We start from the raw sequence: 12,691 nt of genomic DNA on the forward strand, positions 1-12,691 counted from the left end.
TGCCGCCGGCGCGGCCGCTAGAGCAGCAGCTTCATGCCCTCATGGCTGGCCGCGAACCCCAGCCGCTCGTAGAATCGGTGCGCCGCTGTCCGCGACTTATCCGTGGTGAGCTGCACCAGGGAACAGCCACGCCGCCGCGACTCCCCGAGCGCCCACTGCACCATCGCGGCGCCGACGCCCTGGCCCCGCAGTTCGCCGGCGACCCGCACGGCCTCGAGCTGGGCACGCCACGACCCGCGCCGGGACAGCCCGGGCAGGAAGCTGAGCTGGAAGGTCGCCACCACCCGGGGCCCGGCGCCGCGCTCCGGTGTCAGTTCCCCCACCAGCAGCAGGTGGGCCGGATCGGCGTCGATCGCGTCGAAGGCCGTCTGGTACGGCGCCAGATCCGCAGCATCCTCGCGCGAGGAGCCCAGCTGGTCGTCGGCGAGCAGCCGGAGAATGGCGGGCAGGTCCGCGCGGGCGGCGGGGCGCAGCCGGAACGTCCCGCCGTCGACGCCGAATGTTAGCAGGGCGGCCTGGTCCGCCGAATTTGTAGTCACCCGCCCAGCTTGCCATGACGCAACGATGAAACGTTCGGCAGGGGGCCCGGCCTTCGAAGCTGTACCTTAGAAAGGCTGATTTGTAACCGCCGTCACCAATGCGGCGGACCACACGAAGGATTGTTGACATGCCCGAACAGACAACCGCGGAGCAGAGAACTGCCTCCAGCCGGGACACCGAGCCCCACCTTGCACGCTCGTTGAGCAACCGGCACATCCAGCTCCTGGCCATCGGCGGCGCCATTGGCACCGGCCTCTTCATGGGCTCCGGCAAGACCATTTCCGTGGCCGGACCGTCCGTGATCTTCGTGTACATGATCATCGGCTTCATGCTGTTCTTCGTCATGCGCGCCATGGGCCAGCTGCTGCTGTCCAACCTGAACTACAAGTCCTTCAGCGACTTCGCCGGCGACCTGCTGGGCCCCTGGGCCGGGTTCTTCACCGGCTGGACCTACTGGTTCTGCTGGGTGGTCACCGGGGTGGCGGACGTGATCGCGATTGCCGGCTACGCCGAGCAGCTCTGGCCCGGCATCCAGCTGTGGGTCCCGGGGATCGCGACCATCATCATCCTGCTCCTGCTGAACCTTCCGACCGTCAAGGCCTTCGGTGAGACGGAATTCTGGTTCGCCCTGATCAAGATCGTGGCCATCGTGGCGCTGATCGCTGTGGGCTTGGTTATGATCTTCACCGGCTTCCATTCCAACGCCGGCACCGCGGGCTTCAGTAACCTGTGGAGCCATGGCGGCCTGTTCCCCAAGGAGTTCATGGGCTTCGTGGCCGGTTTCCAGATCGCTGTTTTCGCCTTCGTGGGCATCGAGCTGGTGGGTACCGCCGCGGCCGAAACCAAGAACCCGGAGCACAACCTGCCCCGCGCCATCAACGCGATCCCGCTGCGCGTCATGCTGTTCTACGTCGGCGCCCTCATCATCTTGATGTCCGTCACCCCGTGGACCGGCTTCAAGGCGGGCCAGAGCCCGTTCATCGCCATGTTCTCCCTCGCCGGGCTCGGCATGGCCGCCACGGTGGTGAACCTCGTGGTGCTGACTTCCGCGATGTCCTCGGCCAACTCCGGCATCTACTCCACCTCCCGGATGGTCTACGGCCTGGCCAACGACGGCGACGCCCCCAGGCTCTTCGGCCGCCTCTCCAGCCGCAAGGTCCCGCAGAACGCGCTGTTCCTGTCCTGCGTGCTGCTGCTGGCCGGCGTCGCGCTGCTGTATGCGGGCAAGGACGTGGGCGTGGCCTTCGACATGGTCACCACCGTGTCCGCCGTCTGCTTCATGTTTGTCTGGAGCATCATCCTGGCCAGCTACCTCGTGTTCCGGAAGCGCCGGCCGGAACTCCACGCGGCCTCGACGTTCAAGATGCCCGGCGGCATTCCCATGGTGTGGGTCGTGTTTGCGTTCTTCGCGTTCCTGGTCTGGGCGCTGACCACGCAGCCGGACACCCTTGTGGCCCTGCTGGTCACTCCGCTCTGGTTCGCGGTCCTGGGTGCCGCGTTCGCCGTCGTCCGCCGCTCGCCGCTGCACCAGGCGCGCGTGGCCGAATGGAAGGCGATGGCCGACGGCGAAACCGCCGCCGCCAGCCGCGTCTGACGCTTCGGCAGCTCCTGCCGGGCCTGCCGGTCCTGCCGGTCCTGGGGCGACGCCCGCGCAGATCCACGGCCTAAACGACGGGCCCTCCCTCACCTGGTGTGAGGGAGGGCCCGTTGTTTTTCCGCGAAAGGCGAGGAAGCGTCCGGCTAGACGGCGGCCTTGGCTTCCTCGACGAGGGCACAGACGGCCGGGAACAGCGGATGCACCGAGTCCAGGCCGGTGATCTTCGTCGTGGCGTCCTCCGGGGTGGAGGAGTTCAGGATCTGCGCCAGCTCCACGGCCTCGGCGTCGGCCGGGTCGTTGAAGCGCAGCGCGGCGGCGATCGCACCGAGCAGTGCCTCGGGGACAATCCCGCGCTCGGCCAACTCCGCAGCGGGACCGATGAAGCGCTCGTGCCGGCTGAGCTTGCGCAGCGGTGCCCGCCCCACCCGGTTCACGGTGTCCGGAAGGTGCGGGTTGGAGAACCGGCCGAGGATCTTCTGCACGTAGGCTTCCTGCTCCTCGCGGTTGAAGCCGTGCTTGGCCACCAGCAGTTCCTTGGTCTCGTCGAGCACTGCGCGCACATCGGCGGCGACGTCCTGGTCCGCCATGGCCTCGGAGATCTTGGACAGCCCGGCTTCGAAGCCGAAGTACGCGGCCGAGGCGTGCCCGGTGTTCACGGTGAAGAGCTTCCGCTCGATGTAGGGCGCCAGGTCGTCCACGAAGGTCGCCCCCGGAATGGCTGGTTCCTTCCCCGCGAACGGGGTCCGGTCGATGACCCACTCATAGAACGTCTCCACTGTGACGTCCAGGCCCTGCCCGGCCTCCTGGTTGGGCACGATCCGGTCCACCGCCGTGTTGGCGAACACGGCGGCGGCATCCAGCGAACCGGCGGCCGGATCCCATTGGGCGGAAATTTCGGACTTCAGGATGTCGGTCGCGTTGATCGCGTTCTCGCACGCCATCACCTGCAGCGGCGCCAGCCCGGCCGGCCGGGCCGCGATCCCCTTGGCGATCACGGGTGCCACGAACTTGAGGATGTGCGGGCCCACCGCGGTGGTGACGATGTCCGCCGTCGCGATTTCCGCGACGACGTCGGCTTCCTGGGTGCCGGAGTTCAGCGCGCGGAAGTTGTCCACCGTGCGCACGGCCGGGCTGTCCCCCACCTCGTGGACCTGGTAGCTGTCCGCCGCGGCGAGCTGGGTGATGAGGGCATCCGCGACATCCGCGAACACCACCTCATACCCGGCCTCGTGCAGCAGCAGTCCGACGAATCCACGGCCGATGTTTCCGGCTCCGAAATGAACAGCCTTCACTAGGAATTTACCTTTCCGAAAAGGTCGAGCACTTCGTCGACGGTGGTGGCCGCCTCCAGCTGCGCGACCTGTGCCTTGTTGGTGAAGACCTTGGCGATCGAGGAGAGGATCTGGAGGTGCTCGTTGTTGATGCCGGCGACGCCGACGACGAACTTGACCTCTTTGCCGTTCCAGTCGATGCCGTTCGGGTAGCGGATCACCGAGACCGCGGACTTCATGATGTGGTCCTTGGCGGCGTTGGTGCCGTGCGGGATCGCGAGGTAGCTGCCCATGTAGGTGGAGACGGATTCCTCGCGCTCATGCATGGCGTCCAGGTAGCCGGCGTCGACGGCGCCGCGGTCCAGCAGCAGCCGGCCCGCCTCGTCGATCGCAGCGTCACGGGTGGTTGCCGTGCCGCTGAGGATCACGCTGTCGGCCACCAGGATGCCGGACGGCCCGGCTTCGGGCTCCGCTTCCGGTGCGGATGCCGTTGCCACGGCCGCACCCGTTCCCGCACCCGCCATCGCACCGGAGGCGTCGGCCGGCGCGTTGCTGGTCCGGACCAGCTCCACGATCTCGTCGTACCGCGGCGAGTTCATGAAGTTGTCCACCGAGACGTGGACGGCGCTGGACGTCGCGGGCTTGGCCCGTTCGGTCAGGTCCTGGTGCGTGATGACGACATCATAGGTGTCGCTCAGGTTCGCGATCGCGGAGTTGGTGACCTTGACATCCGGGTAGCCGGCGGCCTTGATCTTGTTGCGGAGCACCGAGGCGCCCATGGCGCTCGAGCCCATGCCGGCGTCGCAGGCGAAGACGATGTTCTTGACCGGACCGGCCAGCACCGCGACGCCGCCGGCGCCCGCACCGCCGCCCACGAGGGCGGAGGAGACGGAGCTCTTCTTGCCCTTCATGGCTTCCATCCGGGTGGTCGCGGCGCCAAGTTCGTCACCCTCGACGTCCTTGCTGGACTTGAGGATGACGGAGGCAATCAGGAAGGACACGGTCGCGGCCAGCAGCACGGACAAGGCCACGCCGAAGTAGCTGTCCGGCGGGGTCGCGGCGAAGACCGCGAGGATGCTTCCCGGGGCGGCCGGGGAGCGCAGGCCCGCACCGGTCAGGACGAGGGTGAAGATGCCGGTCATGCCGCCGCCGATCGCGGCGAGGATGATGATCGGCTTCATCAGCACGTACGGGAAGTAGATTTCGTGGATGCCGCCGACAAACTGGATCAGGGCGGCGCCGGGGGCCGAAGCCTTGGCCATGCCCTTGCCGAAGATCATGTAAGCGAGCAGGACGCCCACGCCCGGGCCGGGATTGGCCTCAAGCAGGAACAGGATGGACTTGCCCTGGGCGAGCGCCTGTTCGGTGCCCAGCGGGGTCAGGATCCCGTGGTTCACGGCGTTGTTCAGGAACAATACCTTCGCGGGCTCGATGAAGATGCTCGTGAAGGGCAGCAGGCCGTTGTTGACCAGGAACTCGACGACGGCGCTGGCGCCGTTGCTGAAGGCCTTCACCACCGGGCCGATCACCAGCATGCCGAAGATGGCCATGACGGCGGCGACGATGCCCGCGGTGAAGTTGTCGATCAGCATCTCGAAGCCGGGCTTGACCTTGTTCTCCCAGAGGCTTTCGATCTTCTCCATGATCCACGCCGTCAGCGGCCCCATGATCATGGCGCCGATGAACATCGGGATGTCCGTTCCGACGATCACGCCCATGGTGGCCGCCGCGCCGACCACGCCGCCGCGCACGCCGTAGACCATGCGGCCGCCGGTGTAGCCGATCAGGAGCGGCAGCAGGTAGGTGATCATCGGGCCGACCAGCTTGGCCAGGTCGGCGTTGGGGGTGAAGCCCGCCGGGATGAAGAAGGCGGTAATGATGCCCCAGGCGATGAAGGCGCCGATGTTGGGCATGATCATTCCGGACAGGAAGGTGCCAAATTTCTGCACACCGACCCTGATACTGGTCCGGGGTTTCGCAACGGTCTCTGTTGCCATGTGATTTCCTAACCGTGATTCCTGCTGCACCGCAGGATTGTCCGATATTTTCGACGAGCTAGCTGGTGGAACTGGTGGAGATCCGGTGGAGCCATTCGAGAAAGAGCTTGAGTTCAGAGCTGGACAGCTGGTCCGAGTGCGAGGCCTGCAGCGCCGCATTCAGGGCGATGGCCGCTACCACTACCGGGGACTTCCCGGAGTCTTCCGGCCCGGCTTGCCGGGCCTGTTCCGTGGAGACCGCGAAGATCATCGCGTCGCGGGTCATGGCGGAGAGCTCGAGGTTGCGCTCCGGTGCCTTCTCCGTGATCAGCATGAGGGTCACGCCCACGTTCGCAGCCAGGATGCTCCTCGCCGCCTCCCGGGGCGGGACGTTGAGCTGGCCGGCGACCGCGGCCTTGTTCAGCATTTCCTCCATGAGCGCCTCGGCGTCGGCCACAACGGCGGGACGGCTCTCGGGGCGGATGTTGCCGAACATGACGAGGTACAGTTCCGGCTGCTTCAGCCCGAATTGCACGTGCTGGTCCCACATCCGCCGGATGTCCTCCAGCGGCTGCCCGGACGGAGCGAAGTCTCGCTCGCCGGCCACGTACTCCTCGAATCCTGCCGCCACAACGGCGTCGAACAGCCCCTCCTTGTCACCGAAGTGGTGATACAGGGTGGGGGCAGTCACCCCCGCCAGCTGCGTGATCTGGCGCGTGGAAACCGCGGCTCCCCCGGACTTGGCCAGCAATCCCGCAGCTGCACGCAGCAGCCGGATTTTGGGCGGTAGCTGGCCTTCGATACTCATAACCGCTACCCTAGCACCTATAGCAACGCTATATGAAGTGCATCACATACACTTTTTTCAGGTACCGCAAGTTGCCGGTTGACGTAGTGGACAGCCGCAGGAAATCTAGGATCTAGCGGTTCAGTGGCGGCACCTGGACTGACTTACTGGCTCACGGCAGAGAATGAGGACTTTCAGTGCAGAACTTCCAAGGAGTAGGCGTCAGCCCCGGCCGGATCATCGGCACCATCCGGCAGATGCCGAAGCCGGTCAGTGAGCCGCCGGCGGGCGAACAGCTTCCGGCCGGCGTCTCCCCCGAGGAGGCCACGGCGGCCCTGAAGGCGGCGGCGAAGGCCGTGCACGACGAGCTCAAGGCGCGGTCCGAGACGGTCAGCGGCGACGGCAAGGCCGTGCTGGAGGCCACCGCGCTGATGGCGACCGACACCATGCTGCTGAAGTCCGCCGCCAAGCTGATTGGCCGCGGGACCTCCAACCAGCGCGCCATCTGGGAAGCCGGCGCGTCCGTCTCGGAGATGCTGCACAACCTCGGCGGCTACATGGCTGAGCGGGCCACCGACGTCCTGGACGTGCGGGCGCGGATCGTGGCCGAGCTGCGTGGCGTGCCCGCCCCGGGCATCCCCTCCGCCGCCACCCCGTTCATCCTGATTGCGGAGGACCTGGCGCCGGCGGACACGGCCACGCTCGATCCCGAAAAGGTGCTCGCACTGCTGACCGCCGGCGGCGGCCCGCAGTCGCACACCGCGATCATCGCCCGCTCCCTCGGCCTGCCCGCAGTCGTCGCTGCCGCCGGCGTCGACGCCTTGCCGGACGGCACGGAGGTCTACGTCGACGGGGCCGCCGGGACCATCACGGCTGAACCGGACGACGCCCAGCGCGCCGCCGCGGAGCATTGGGCCGCGACCGCGTCGCTATTGGCGGACTTTGACGGTACCGGTGCGACGGCGGACGGCCACCTCGTGCCGCTCTTGGCCAACGTGGGCGGGGCGAAGGATGCCGTGGCCGCGGCCGGGCTCAACGCCCAGGGCGTGGGCCTGTTCCGGACCGAGTTCTGCTTCCTCGAACGGGATACCGAACCCACCGTGGAGGAGCAGGCCGCCGCCTACAAGGGCGTCTTCGACGCCTTCCCCGGCAAGAAAGTGGTACTCCGCACCCTCGACGCCGGCGCGGACAAGCCGCTCCCGTTCCTGACCGACGCCACCGAGCCCAACCCGGCCCTTGGCGTCCGCGGTTACCGGACCGACTTCACCACCCCGGGAGTGCTGGAACGCCAGTTGCAGGCCATCGCCCTGGCGGAGCAGGAATCCGAGGCGGACGTCTGGGTGATGGCACCGATGATTTCGACGGCGGAGGAAGCCGCACGATTCGCGTCCCTGTGCGCTGCCGCCGGGATCAAGACCCCCGGCGTCATGGTGGAGGTGCCGTCCGCGGCGCTGACCGCGGAGGCCATCCTGCGGGAAGTGTCTTTCGCGAGCCTGGGCACCAACGACCTGACCCAGTACGCCATGGCCGCGGACCGGCAGCTGGGCCCGCTCGCCGCGCTGAACACCCCGTGGCAGCCGGCCGTGCTCCGGCTCGTGGGCCTGACGGTCGAAGGTTCCGCCGCCGAAGGCCACGGCAAACCGGTGGGCGTCTGCGGTGAGGCCGCGGCGGATCCTGCCCTCGCCGTCGTGCTGACCGGGCTGGGCGTCACGACCCTGTCGATGACGGCGCGTTCCATCGCGGCCGTGGCAGCGGTGCTGAAGACCGTGACCCTGGCCGAGGCGCAGGAGCTGGCCAAGCTGGCACTTTCCGCCCCGAGCGCCACAGAGGCGCGCGCCTGGGTCCGGGCCAAGCTGCCGGTGCTGGAAGAACTGGGTCTGTAACCGGAGCGTGAGCCCGCACCCGGGGCGCTAGGATGCACTCCATGACACTGATTGCTCCCCGGGTGACCGCCGGGCTCCCGGCCGAGGACGCACAAAAACTCCAGTACGCGCTCAACGGCAGCAACGACATCACGGTCTTCGTCGACGGCACCGTGCACCGCCTGCCGCCCGCGGCAAGGGACGCCGTCGTCGACCTGCTGGGCCGCTTCAGCCGGGGCGAGTCGGTCACCGTCAGCAGCGTGGAGGAAATGCTGACCACGTCGAAGGCGGCGGAGCTGGCGGGCATCTCGCACACGTACCTGCGGAACATGACGGACCGCGGCGAGATCCCGGTCGAGTACCGCGGCACGCACCGGCGGATCCGGCTGGCCGACATCATGGCGTGGCTGGAGACGCAAAAGAAGAAAACCGCCGCGGAAAATGCGGCACCCGAGGCCGTCGGCGACTCAGCTGACAGCAATGACAGCGGCGGCGCGGATGCTTCGTGACGGCGTGATAAGGATCAAACAACGATCCCGTCCCGGCGCGGAAACGCGGCAGAGGCCGGGGTTACGCTTGAATTGTGGGTAAGTTCAGAGGGTGGCACATCCTGGCCGGCATCGCCGCCATGGTGCTTACCGGCATCCTCGGAACGGTGATGGGGCTGAACAACACCGCGGCGTTCATGGCCAGCTGCGTCGCGTTCGTGGCCGTCGCCCTGTGGATGGACAGCCGGATATCGCGCCGGAGGCGCACAGCGCGGGAGACTGCGCCCGATGCGCTTCGGGAGGCGGCGCGGCCGCTGGCCTCCCGCCCCGACAGCGAGCAGGACTCCGCCCTCCGCGACGACCGCTAGCCGGGGCAGCCTAGATCCTTGGCCTTTGGGCCCAGCGCCGCGCCTTCAGCGCCGCGTGCAGTTCCAGCCGGACCATTCCCTTGAGCGGGTCGACGCCCAGCACCTGGCGGATCCTGCCGAGCCGGTTGTAGATGCTGCTCCGGTGCAGGTGCAGCTTGGCCGCCACCTCCTGGACCGAACTGTCGTTATCGTAGAAAAGCTCCAGCACCGGCAGCAGTTCACCGTTCCGGTCGTGGTCCTCCAGCATCCGGAAGTACACCGAGCCCGCATCCGCCCAGGCTCCGGCCCCGCCGCCGGCCGAGGCCAGCAACTGGTAGAGACCGGTGGCACGGCAGTCCACCAGCTCGCCCAGCTGGGGGTCCACGGCCGCGGCCTGCGCCGCCTGCCGGGACTGCCGGTACGCCTCGGCCAGTTCCCGCGGCCGGGAGAAGCCCTCGGAGGTGCCGAGGATGATCCGGCGGACCGGTCGGCCCGCGCGCTTGGCCAGTTCCAGCTGGTAGTGGACCAGCACCTGGGCGTGGTTGGCCCGTCCGGTGGATTCCTTGAATAGCACGACGGCGTGTGTCTCGGTCCCCGCGCTGAACAGTGCCGCGTCCACACCGATGGTGGCCTGCAGCGCGGCGGACCTGTGGATCAGTGTGGAGGCGATCGGGTCCGAACCCTCCGCCCAGCCGTCGGCGTCGAGGACGGTCACCAGCTGCCACGGCCCGCGGCCCTGCACTTCCTTCCAGCCCGCGACGGCGGCGACGGCGTTCGCCTCGCCCCGGCAGGCGGCGAGGAACTCCTGTTCGCGCCGGCGGCGGAACTCGGATTCGGCAGTGTTCGAGTCCAGCAGCAGGGCGGAGAGCTCCTCCAGCTCGCGCGCCACCTCCGGCAACTGGGCCAGGACGGTGCCCGCGGTGGGCTCCGCGGCGTCGAGCTGGACCCAGAGGTAGCCCACCCGGAATCCGCGGACCAGCAACGGGACACAGACGCGCCCCAGCATGCCCAGTTCCTCGTTGGCCGGCACGACGACGGGCCGCACCGCCGTCGCGATGCCGTGCGAGAGCTGCCAGGCGCTGACGTCCGCCGCGACGCGCTTGCTGAGCAGGAAGTTCACCCGGACCCGGTCCGCGTGCGACTGGTTGGAGCTGTAGGCGAGCAGGACGCCGTCGAGGTCTTCGAGCGAGAGCCCGCGCCCGAGCCGCTGGGCCACCCGCTCCACGAGCTGCTCTACGTCCTGCTGCTGCATGCTGCCACATTACTGCCCCGCGGGTCCCGGAGCCGAACGGAACGGCGACGAACAAGAGGCGACACCTGACGTTTCCTGACTCGACAGTTGTCGAGCCGAGCTTTTGGAAATTCCCGGAAACACGCGGTTGCGGCGTGGGGCGGGACCGGCGGCCCTGTCGCCTGCCTCACAGCCGGTTCTATTCTGGAATCACGACTTCCCCCGCACACCCGGCCCGCGCGGCCACCACCACTGGAGCCCAAAAATGATCATCGGCGTCCCCAAAGAGATCAAGAACAACGAATTCCGCGTCGCCATCACGGCCGCCGGCGTGCACGAATTCCGCCACCACGGCCACACCGTCCTGGTCGAGCGCGGCGCAGGCCTGGGCTCCGGCATCACGGACGAGGAATACGCCATTGCCGGTGCCGAGATCGTCGCCGAAGCGGACGACGTGTGGTCCCGCGCCGACATGGTCATGAAGGTCAAGGAGCCGGTCAAGGCCGAATACCACCGGTTCCGCAAGGGCCTGATCCTCTTCACCTACCTGCACCTGGCCGCCGAGCCGGAACTGACGCAGGAGCTCATCAACTCCGGCGTCACCGCCATCGCCTACGAGACCGTGCAGGAAGGCCGTACGCTGCCGCTGCTGGCCCCGATGTCCGAGGTTGCCGGCCGCCTGTCCGTGCAGGTCGGCGCCACCTCGCTGATGGCTCCGGCCGGCGGCAAGGGCGTGCTGCTCGGCGGCGTCCCGGGCGTCCGCCCGGCCAAGGTCGTAGTCCTGGGCGCCGGCGTGGCCGGCACCAACGCCGCCGCCATGGCCCTGGGCCTCGGCGCCGACGTCACCATCCTGGATATCAACATCAACCGGCTGCGCGAACTCGACGCCCAGTACCAGGGCCGCCTGAAGACGGTCGCCTCCAACGCCTACGAGATCGAGAAGTCCGTGGTCGACGCCGACCTCGTGATCGGTTCCGTGCTGATCCCCGGCGCCAAGGCCCCGAAGCTGGTCACCAACGAGCTCGTCTCCCGGATGAAGCCCGGCTCGGTGCTGGTGGACATCGCCGTGGACCAGGGCGGCTGCTTCGAGGACACGCACCCCACCACGCACCAGGAACCGACGTACAAGGTCCACAACACGATCTTCTACTGCGTCGCCAACATGCCCGGCGCCGTGCCGAACACCTCCACCTACGCCCTGACCAACGTCACGCTGCGCTACGCGGTTTCGCTGGCCAACCTGGGCGTCAAGGCCGCATTTGAGCGCGACGCCGCCCTCGCTGCCGGCCTCAACATCGCCGCCGGCCAGGTTGCGCACCGCTCGGTCTCCGAGGCGCACAACCTGCCCCTGGTCGCGGACTGGCACGAGCTGGTCTCCGCGTAAGTTCCACCGGCATCGGCTGCTCCGTGAACGCCCTTTTGGACCCCCCAAACGGCGTTATCGGAGCAGTCGATGGGTGTTTAAACGAGCTCCCGGGCCTGTTCGATCAGCCGCAGCACTTCGACGGCGTCGGCGGGATCCACCGGGAGCGGCAGAGCCGAGGACGTGCCGCCGTCGATGATTTTCTCGGCGAGGATCCGGTAAAACTCCGGGTACGCGCCGCGTTCGGTGGGCAGGCGGTCCAGGTGGCCGTCGCGGCCCAACAGGCCGGCCCACTCGCGGTCCTCCACGCCGTAGGCTGCGTCGAGCGGACTCCCGCCGGCGGCGAGATAAGGCTCCTGCGGGTCCACGCCGTGTTTGGTGAAGCCGCCGTCGCTGCCCAACAGGCGGTAGCGCGGCCCCTGCTGGGCGCACAGCAGGTTCATCGAGAGGTGGCTCGTCACCCCGGAATCATGCCGCAGGGCCACGAAAACGTCGTCGTCCGCCCGTTCCCCGGGCCGCCGGGCCGCCAGTTCCGCGTGGATCACGGCGGCAGGGCCGAAGAGCGCGAGCGCCTGGTCCAGCAGGTGCGTGCCGAGGTCGAACAGCACCCCGCCGCCGTCGTCGGGGGTGGCCGCCGCCTTCCACGCTTTGGTGACCTTCGGCGCCCAGCGCTCGAAGCGTGATTCGAAGCGAGTGACCGTGCCCAGGACGCCGCTCTCCAGCAGGGCGCGCACGGTCAGGAAATCGCCGTCCCAGCGCCGGTTCTGGAAGGCGGTGAGTACGCGGCCCAGCCGTGCGGCCAGGTCCATCAGCTCCCGGCCCTCGGCGCTGCGCACCGTGAAGGGCTTGTCAACGACGACGTCGAGGCCCGCCTCCAGCGCGGCTTTGGCCAGCGGGTAGTGGGTGGCCGGCGGAGTCCCCAGCACCAGCAGGTCCAGCCCGCCGGCGAGTTCGAGGACGGCGGCCGGGGTATCGACGACCCTGGCCGCCGGGTAGGCCGCGGCGGCCGTCGCCTTCCGGCCCGCGTCGGAGGTGGCAATGACGTCGAGGGAAAAAGCCGGGTTGGCCGCGATCAGCGGCGCGTGGAACACGCTGCCGGAGAGGCCGAAGCCGGCGACTGCGGTGCGGACGGGCGGGGAGGAAGGTGCCATGCGTCCACGTTACCCGCCCGCCCGGGGCTCCCTCAGGCCCGGCAACAACGCAGGCGACCCTCCCCCGCAGAGTGGGGA

Annotated in this window: 11 protein-coding genes; 5 read left to right on the forward strand and 6 right to left on the reverse strand. The window is 68.3% G+C overall.

Going from position 1 to position 12,691, the window contains the following annotated elements:
- Positions 1–17: 17 nt before the first annotated feature.
- On the reverse strand, positions 18–539 hold the full coding sequence (locus AC1DGE_RS13575; protein ID WP_476917629.1) for an N-acetyltransferase family protein: 522 nt from the start codon (positions 537–539) through the stop codon (positions 18–20).
- Positions 540–667: 128 nt separating this feature from the next.
- Here AC1DGE_RS13575 and AC1DGE_RS13580 point away from each other — a divergent pair, with 128 nt between their 5' ends.
- A complete protein-coding gene (locus tag AC1DGE_RS13580) occupies positions 668–2,134 on the forward strand; it encodes an amino acid permease (protein ID WP_441419242.1) in 1,467 nt (488 codons plus the stop codon).
- Between the two features lie 146 nt (positions 2,135–2,280).
- Here the strand turns inward: AC1DGE_RS13580 and AC1DGE_RS13585 are convergent, their stop codons facing one another.
- Genes AC1DGE_RS13585 through AC1DGE_RS13595 form a run of 3 tightly spaced genes read right to left on the reverse strand, consistent with a single transcriptional unit; the run spans position 2,281 to position 6,192 of the window.
- Entirely contained in the window at positions 2,281–3,429 is a 1,149-nt protein-coding gene (locus AC1DGE_RS13585; RefSeq protein ID WP_476917630.1) for a mannitol-1-phosphate 5-dehydrogenase, read from the reverse strand.
- Positions 3,429–5,405, reverse strand: coding sequence for a PTS mannitol transporter subunit IICBA (locus AC1DGE_RS13590; protein WP_476917631.1), 1,977 nt, complete (start codon positions 5,403–5,405; stop codon positions 3,429–3,431). Before AC1DGE_RS13590 ends, AC1DGE_RS13585 begins: the two co-directional genes overlap by 1 nt.
- Before the next feature lie 58 nt (positions 5,406–5,463).
- On the reverse strand, positions 5,464–6,192 hold the full coding sequence (locus tag AC1DGE_RS13595; protein ID WP_441419239.1) for a TetR/AcrR family transcriptional regulator: 729 nt from the start codon (positions 6,190–6,192) through the stop codon (positions 5,464–5,466).
- A gap of 176 nt (positions 6,193–6,368) precedes the next feature.
- Here AC1DGE_RS13595 and ptsP point away from each other — a divergent pair, with 176 nt between their 5' ends.
- From ptsP to AC1DGE_RS13610, 3 genes are all read left to right on the forward strand, one after another.
- Entirely contained in the window at positions 6,369–8,054 is a 1,686-nt protein-coding gene (gene ptsP, locus AC1DGE_RS13600; protein ID WP_476909660.1) for a phosphoenolpyruvate--protein phosphotransferase, read from the forward strand.
- Positions 8,055–8,095: 41 nt separating this feature from the next.
- The gene (locus AC1DGE_RS13605) at positions 8,096–8,542 is read left to right on the forward strand and encodes a helix-turn-helix domain-containing protein (protein ID WP_476893402.1); all 447 of its coding nucleotides are present in this window, start codon (positions 8,096–8,098) and stop codon (positions 8,540–8,542) included.
- 74 nt (positions 8,543–8,616) lie between these two features.
- Positions 8,617–8,889 (forward strand): hypothetical protein, encoded by a 273-nt coding sequence (locus AC1DGE_RS13610; protein WP_441419236.1) that lies wholly within the window; start codon positions 8,617–8,619, stop codon positions 8,887–8,889.
- 10 nt (positions 8,890–8,899) lie between these two features.
- Here AC1DGE_RS13610 and AC1DGE_RS13615 read toward each other — a convergent pair whose 3' ends face one another.
- A complete protein-coding gene (locus AC1DGE_RS13615; protein WP_441419235.1) occupies positions 8,900–10,120 on the reverse strand; it encodes a PucR family transcriptional regulator in 1,221 nt (406 codons plus the stop codon).
- Positions 10,121–10,364: 244 nt separating this feature from the next.
- On the opposite strand from AC1DGE_RS13615, the gene ald reads away from it, so the two are divergent.
- A complete protein-coding gene (gene ald / locus AC1DGE_RS13620) occupies positions 10,365–11,483 on the forward strand; it encodes an alanine dehydrogenase (RefSeq protein WP_441419234.1) in 1,119 nt (372 codons plus the stop codon).
- Positions 11,484–11,560: 77 nt separating this feature from the next.
- Here the strand turns inward: ald and AC1DGE_RS13625 are convergent, their stop codons facing one another.
- Positions 11,561–12,613, reverse strand: a complete 1,053-nt coding sequence (locus tag AC1DGE_RS13625) for a Gfo/Idh/MocA family protein (RefSeq protein ID WP_476893401.1) — start codon at positions 12,611–12,613, stop codon at positions 11,561–11,563.
- Positions 12,614–12,691: the final 78 nt, after the last annotated feature.

It is taken from the genome of Arthrobacter sp. 05N425 (assembly GCF_056397125.1).

Excerpts from the sequence above, each read along its gene's own strand:
- AC1DGE_RS13595 (WP_441419239.1), bottom strand. The coding sequence starts at position 6,192 with ATGAGTATCGAAGGCCAGCTACCGCCCAAAATCCGGCTGCTGCGTGCA.
- AC1DGE_RS13590 (WP_476917631.1), bottom strand. The coding sequence starts at position 5,405 with ATGGCAACAGAGACCGTTGCGAAACCCCGGACCAGTATCAGGGTCGGT.
- AC1DGE_RS13625 (WP_476893401.1), bottom strand. The coding sequence starts at position 12,613 with ATGGCACCTTCCTCCCCGCCCGTCCGCACCGCAGTCGCCGGCTTCGGC.
- AC1DGE_RS13615 (WP_441419235.1), bottom strand. The coding sequence starts at position 10,120 with ATGCAGCAGCAGGACGTAGAGCAGCTCGTGGAGCGGGTGGCCCAGCGG.
- AC1DGE_RS13605 (WP_476893402.1), top strand. The coding sequence starts at position 8,096 with ATGACACTGATTGCTCCCCGGGTGACCGCCGGGCTCCCGGCCGAGGAC.
- AC1DGE_RS13580 (WP_441419242.1), top strand. The coding sequence starts at position 668 with ATGCCCGAACAGACAACCGCGGAGCAGAGAACTGCCTCCAGCCGGGAC.
- ald (WP_441419234.1), top strand. The coding sequence starts at position 10,365 with ATGATCATCGGCGTCCCCAAAGAGATCAAGAACAACGAATTCCGCGTC.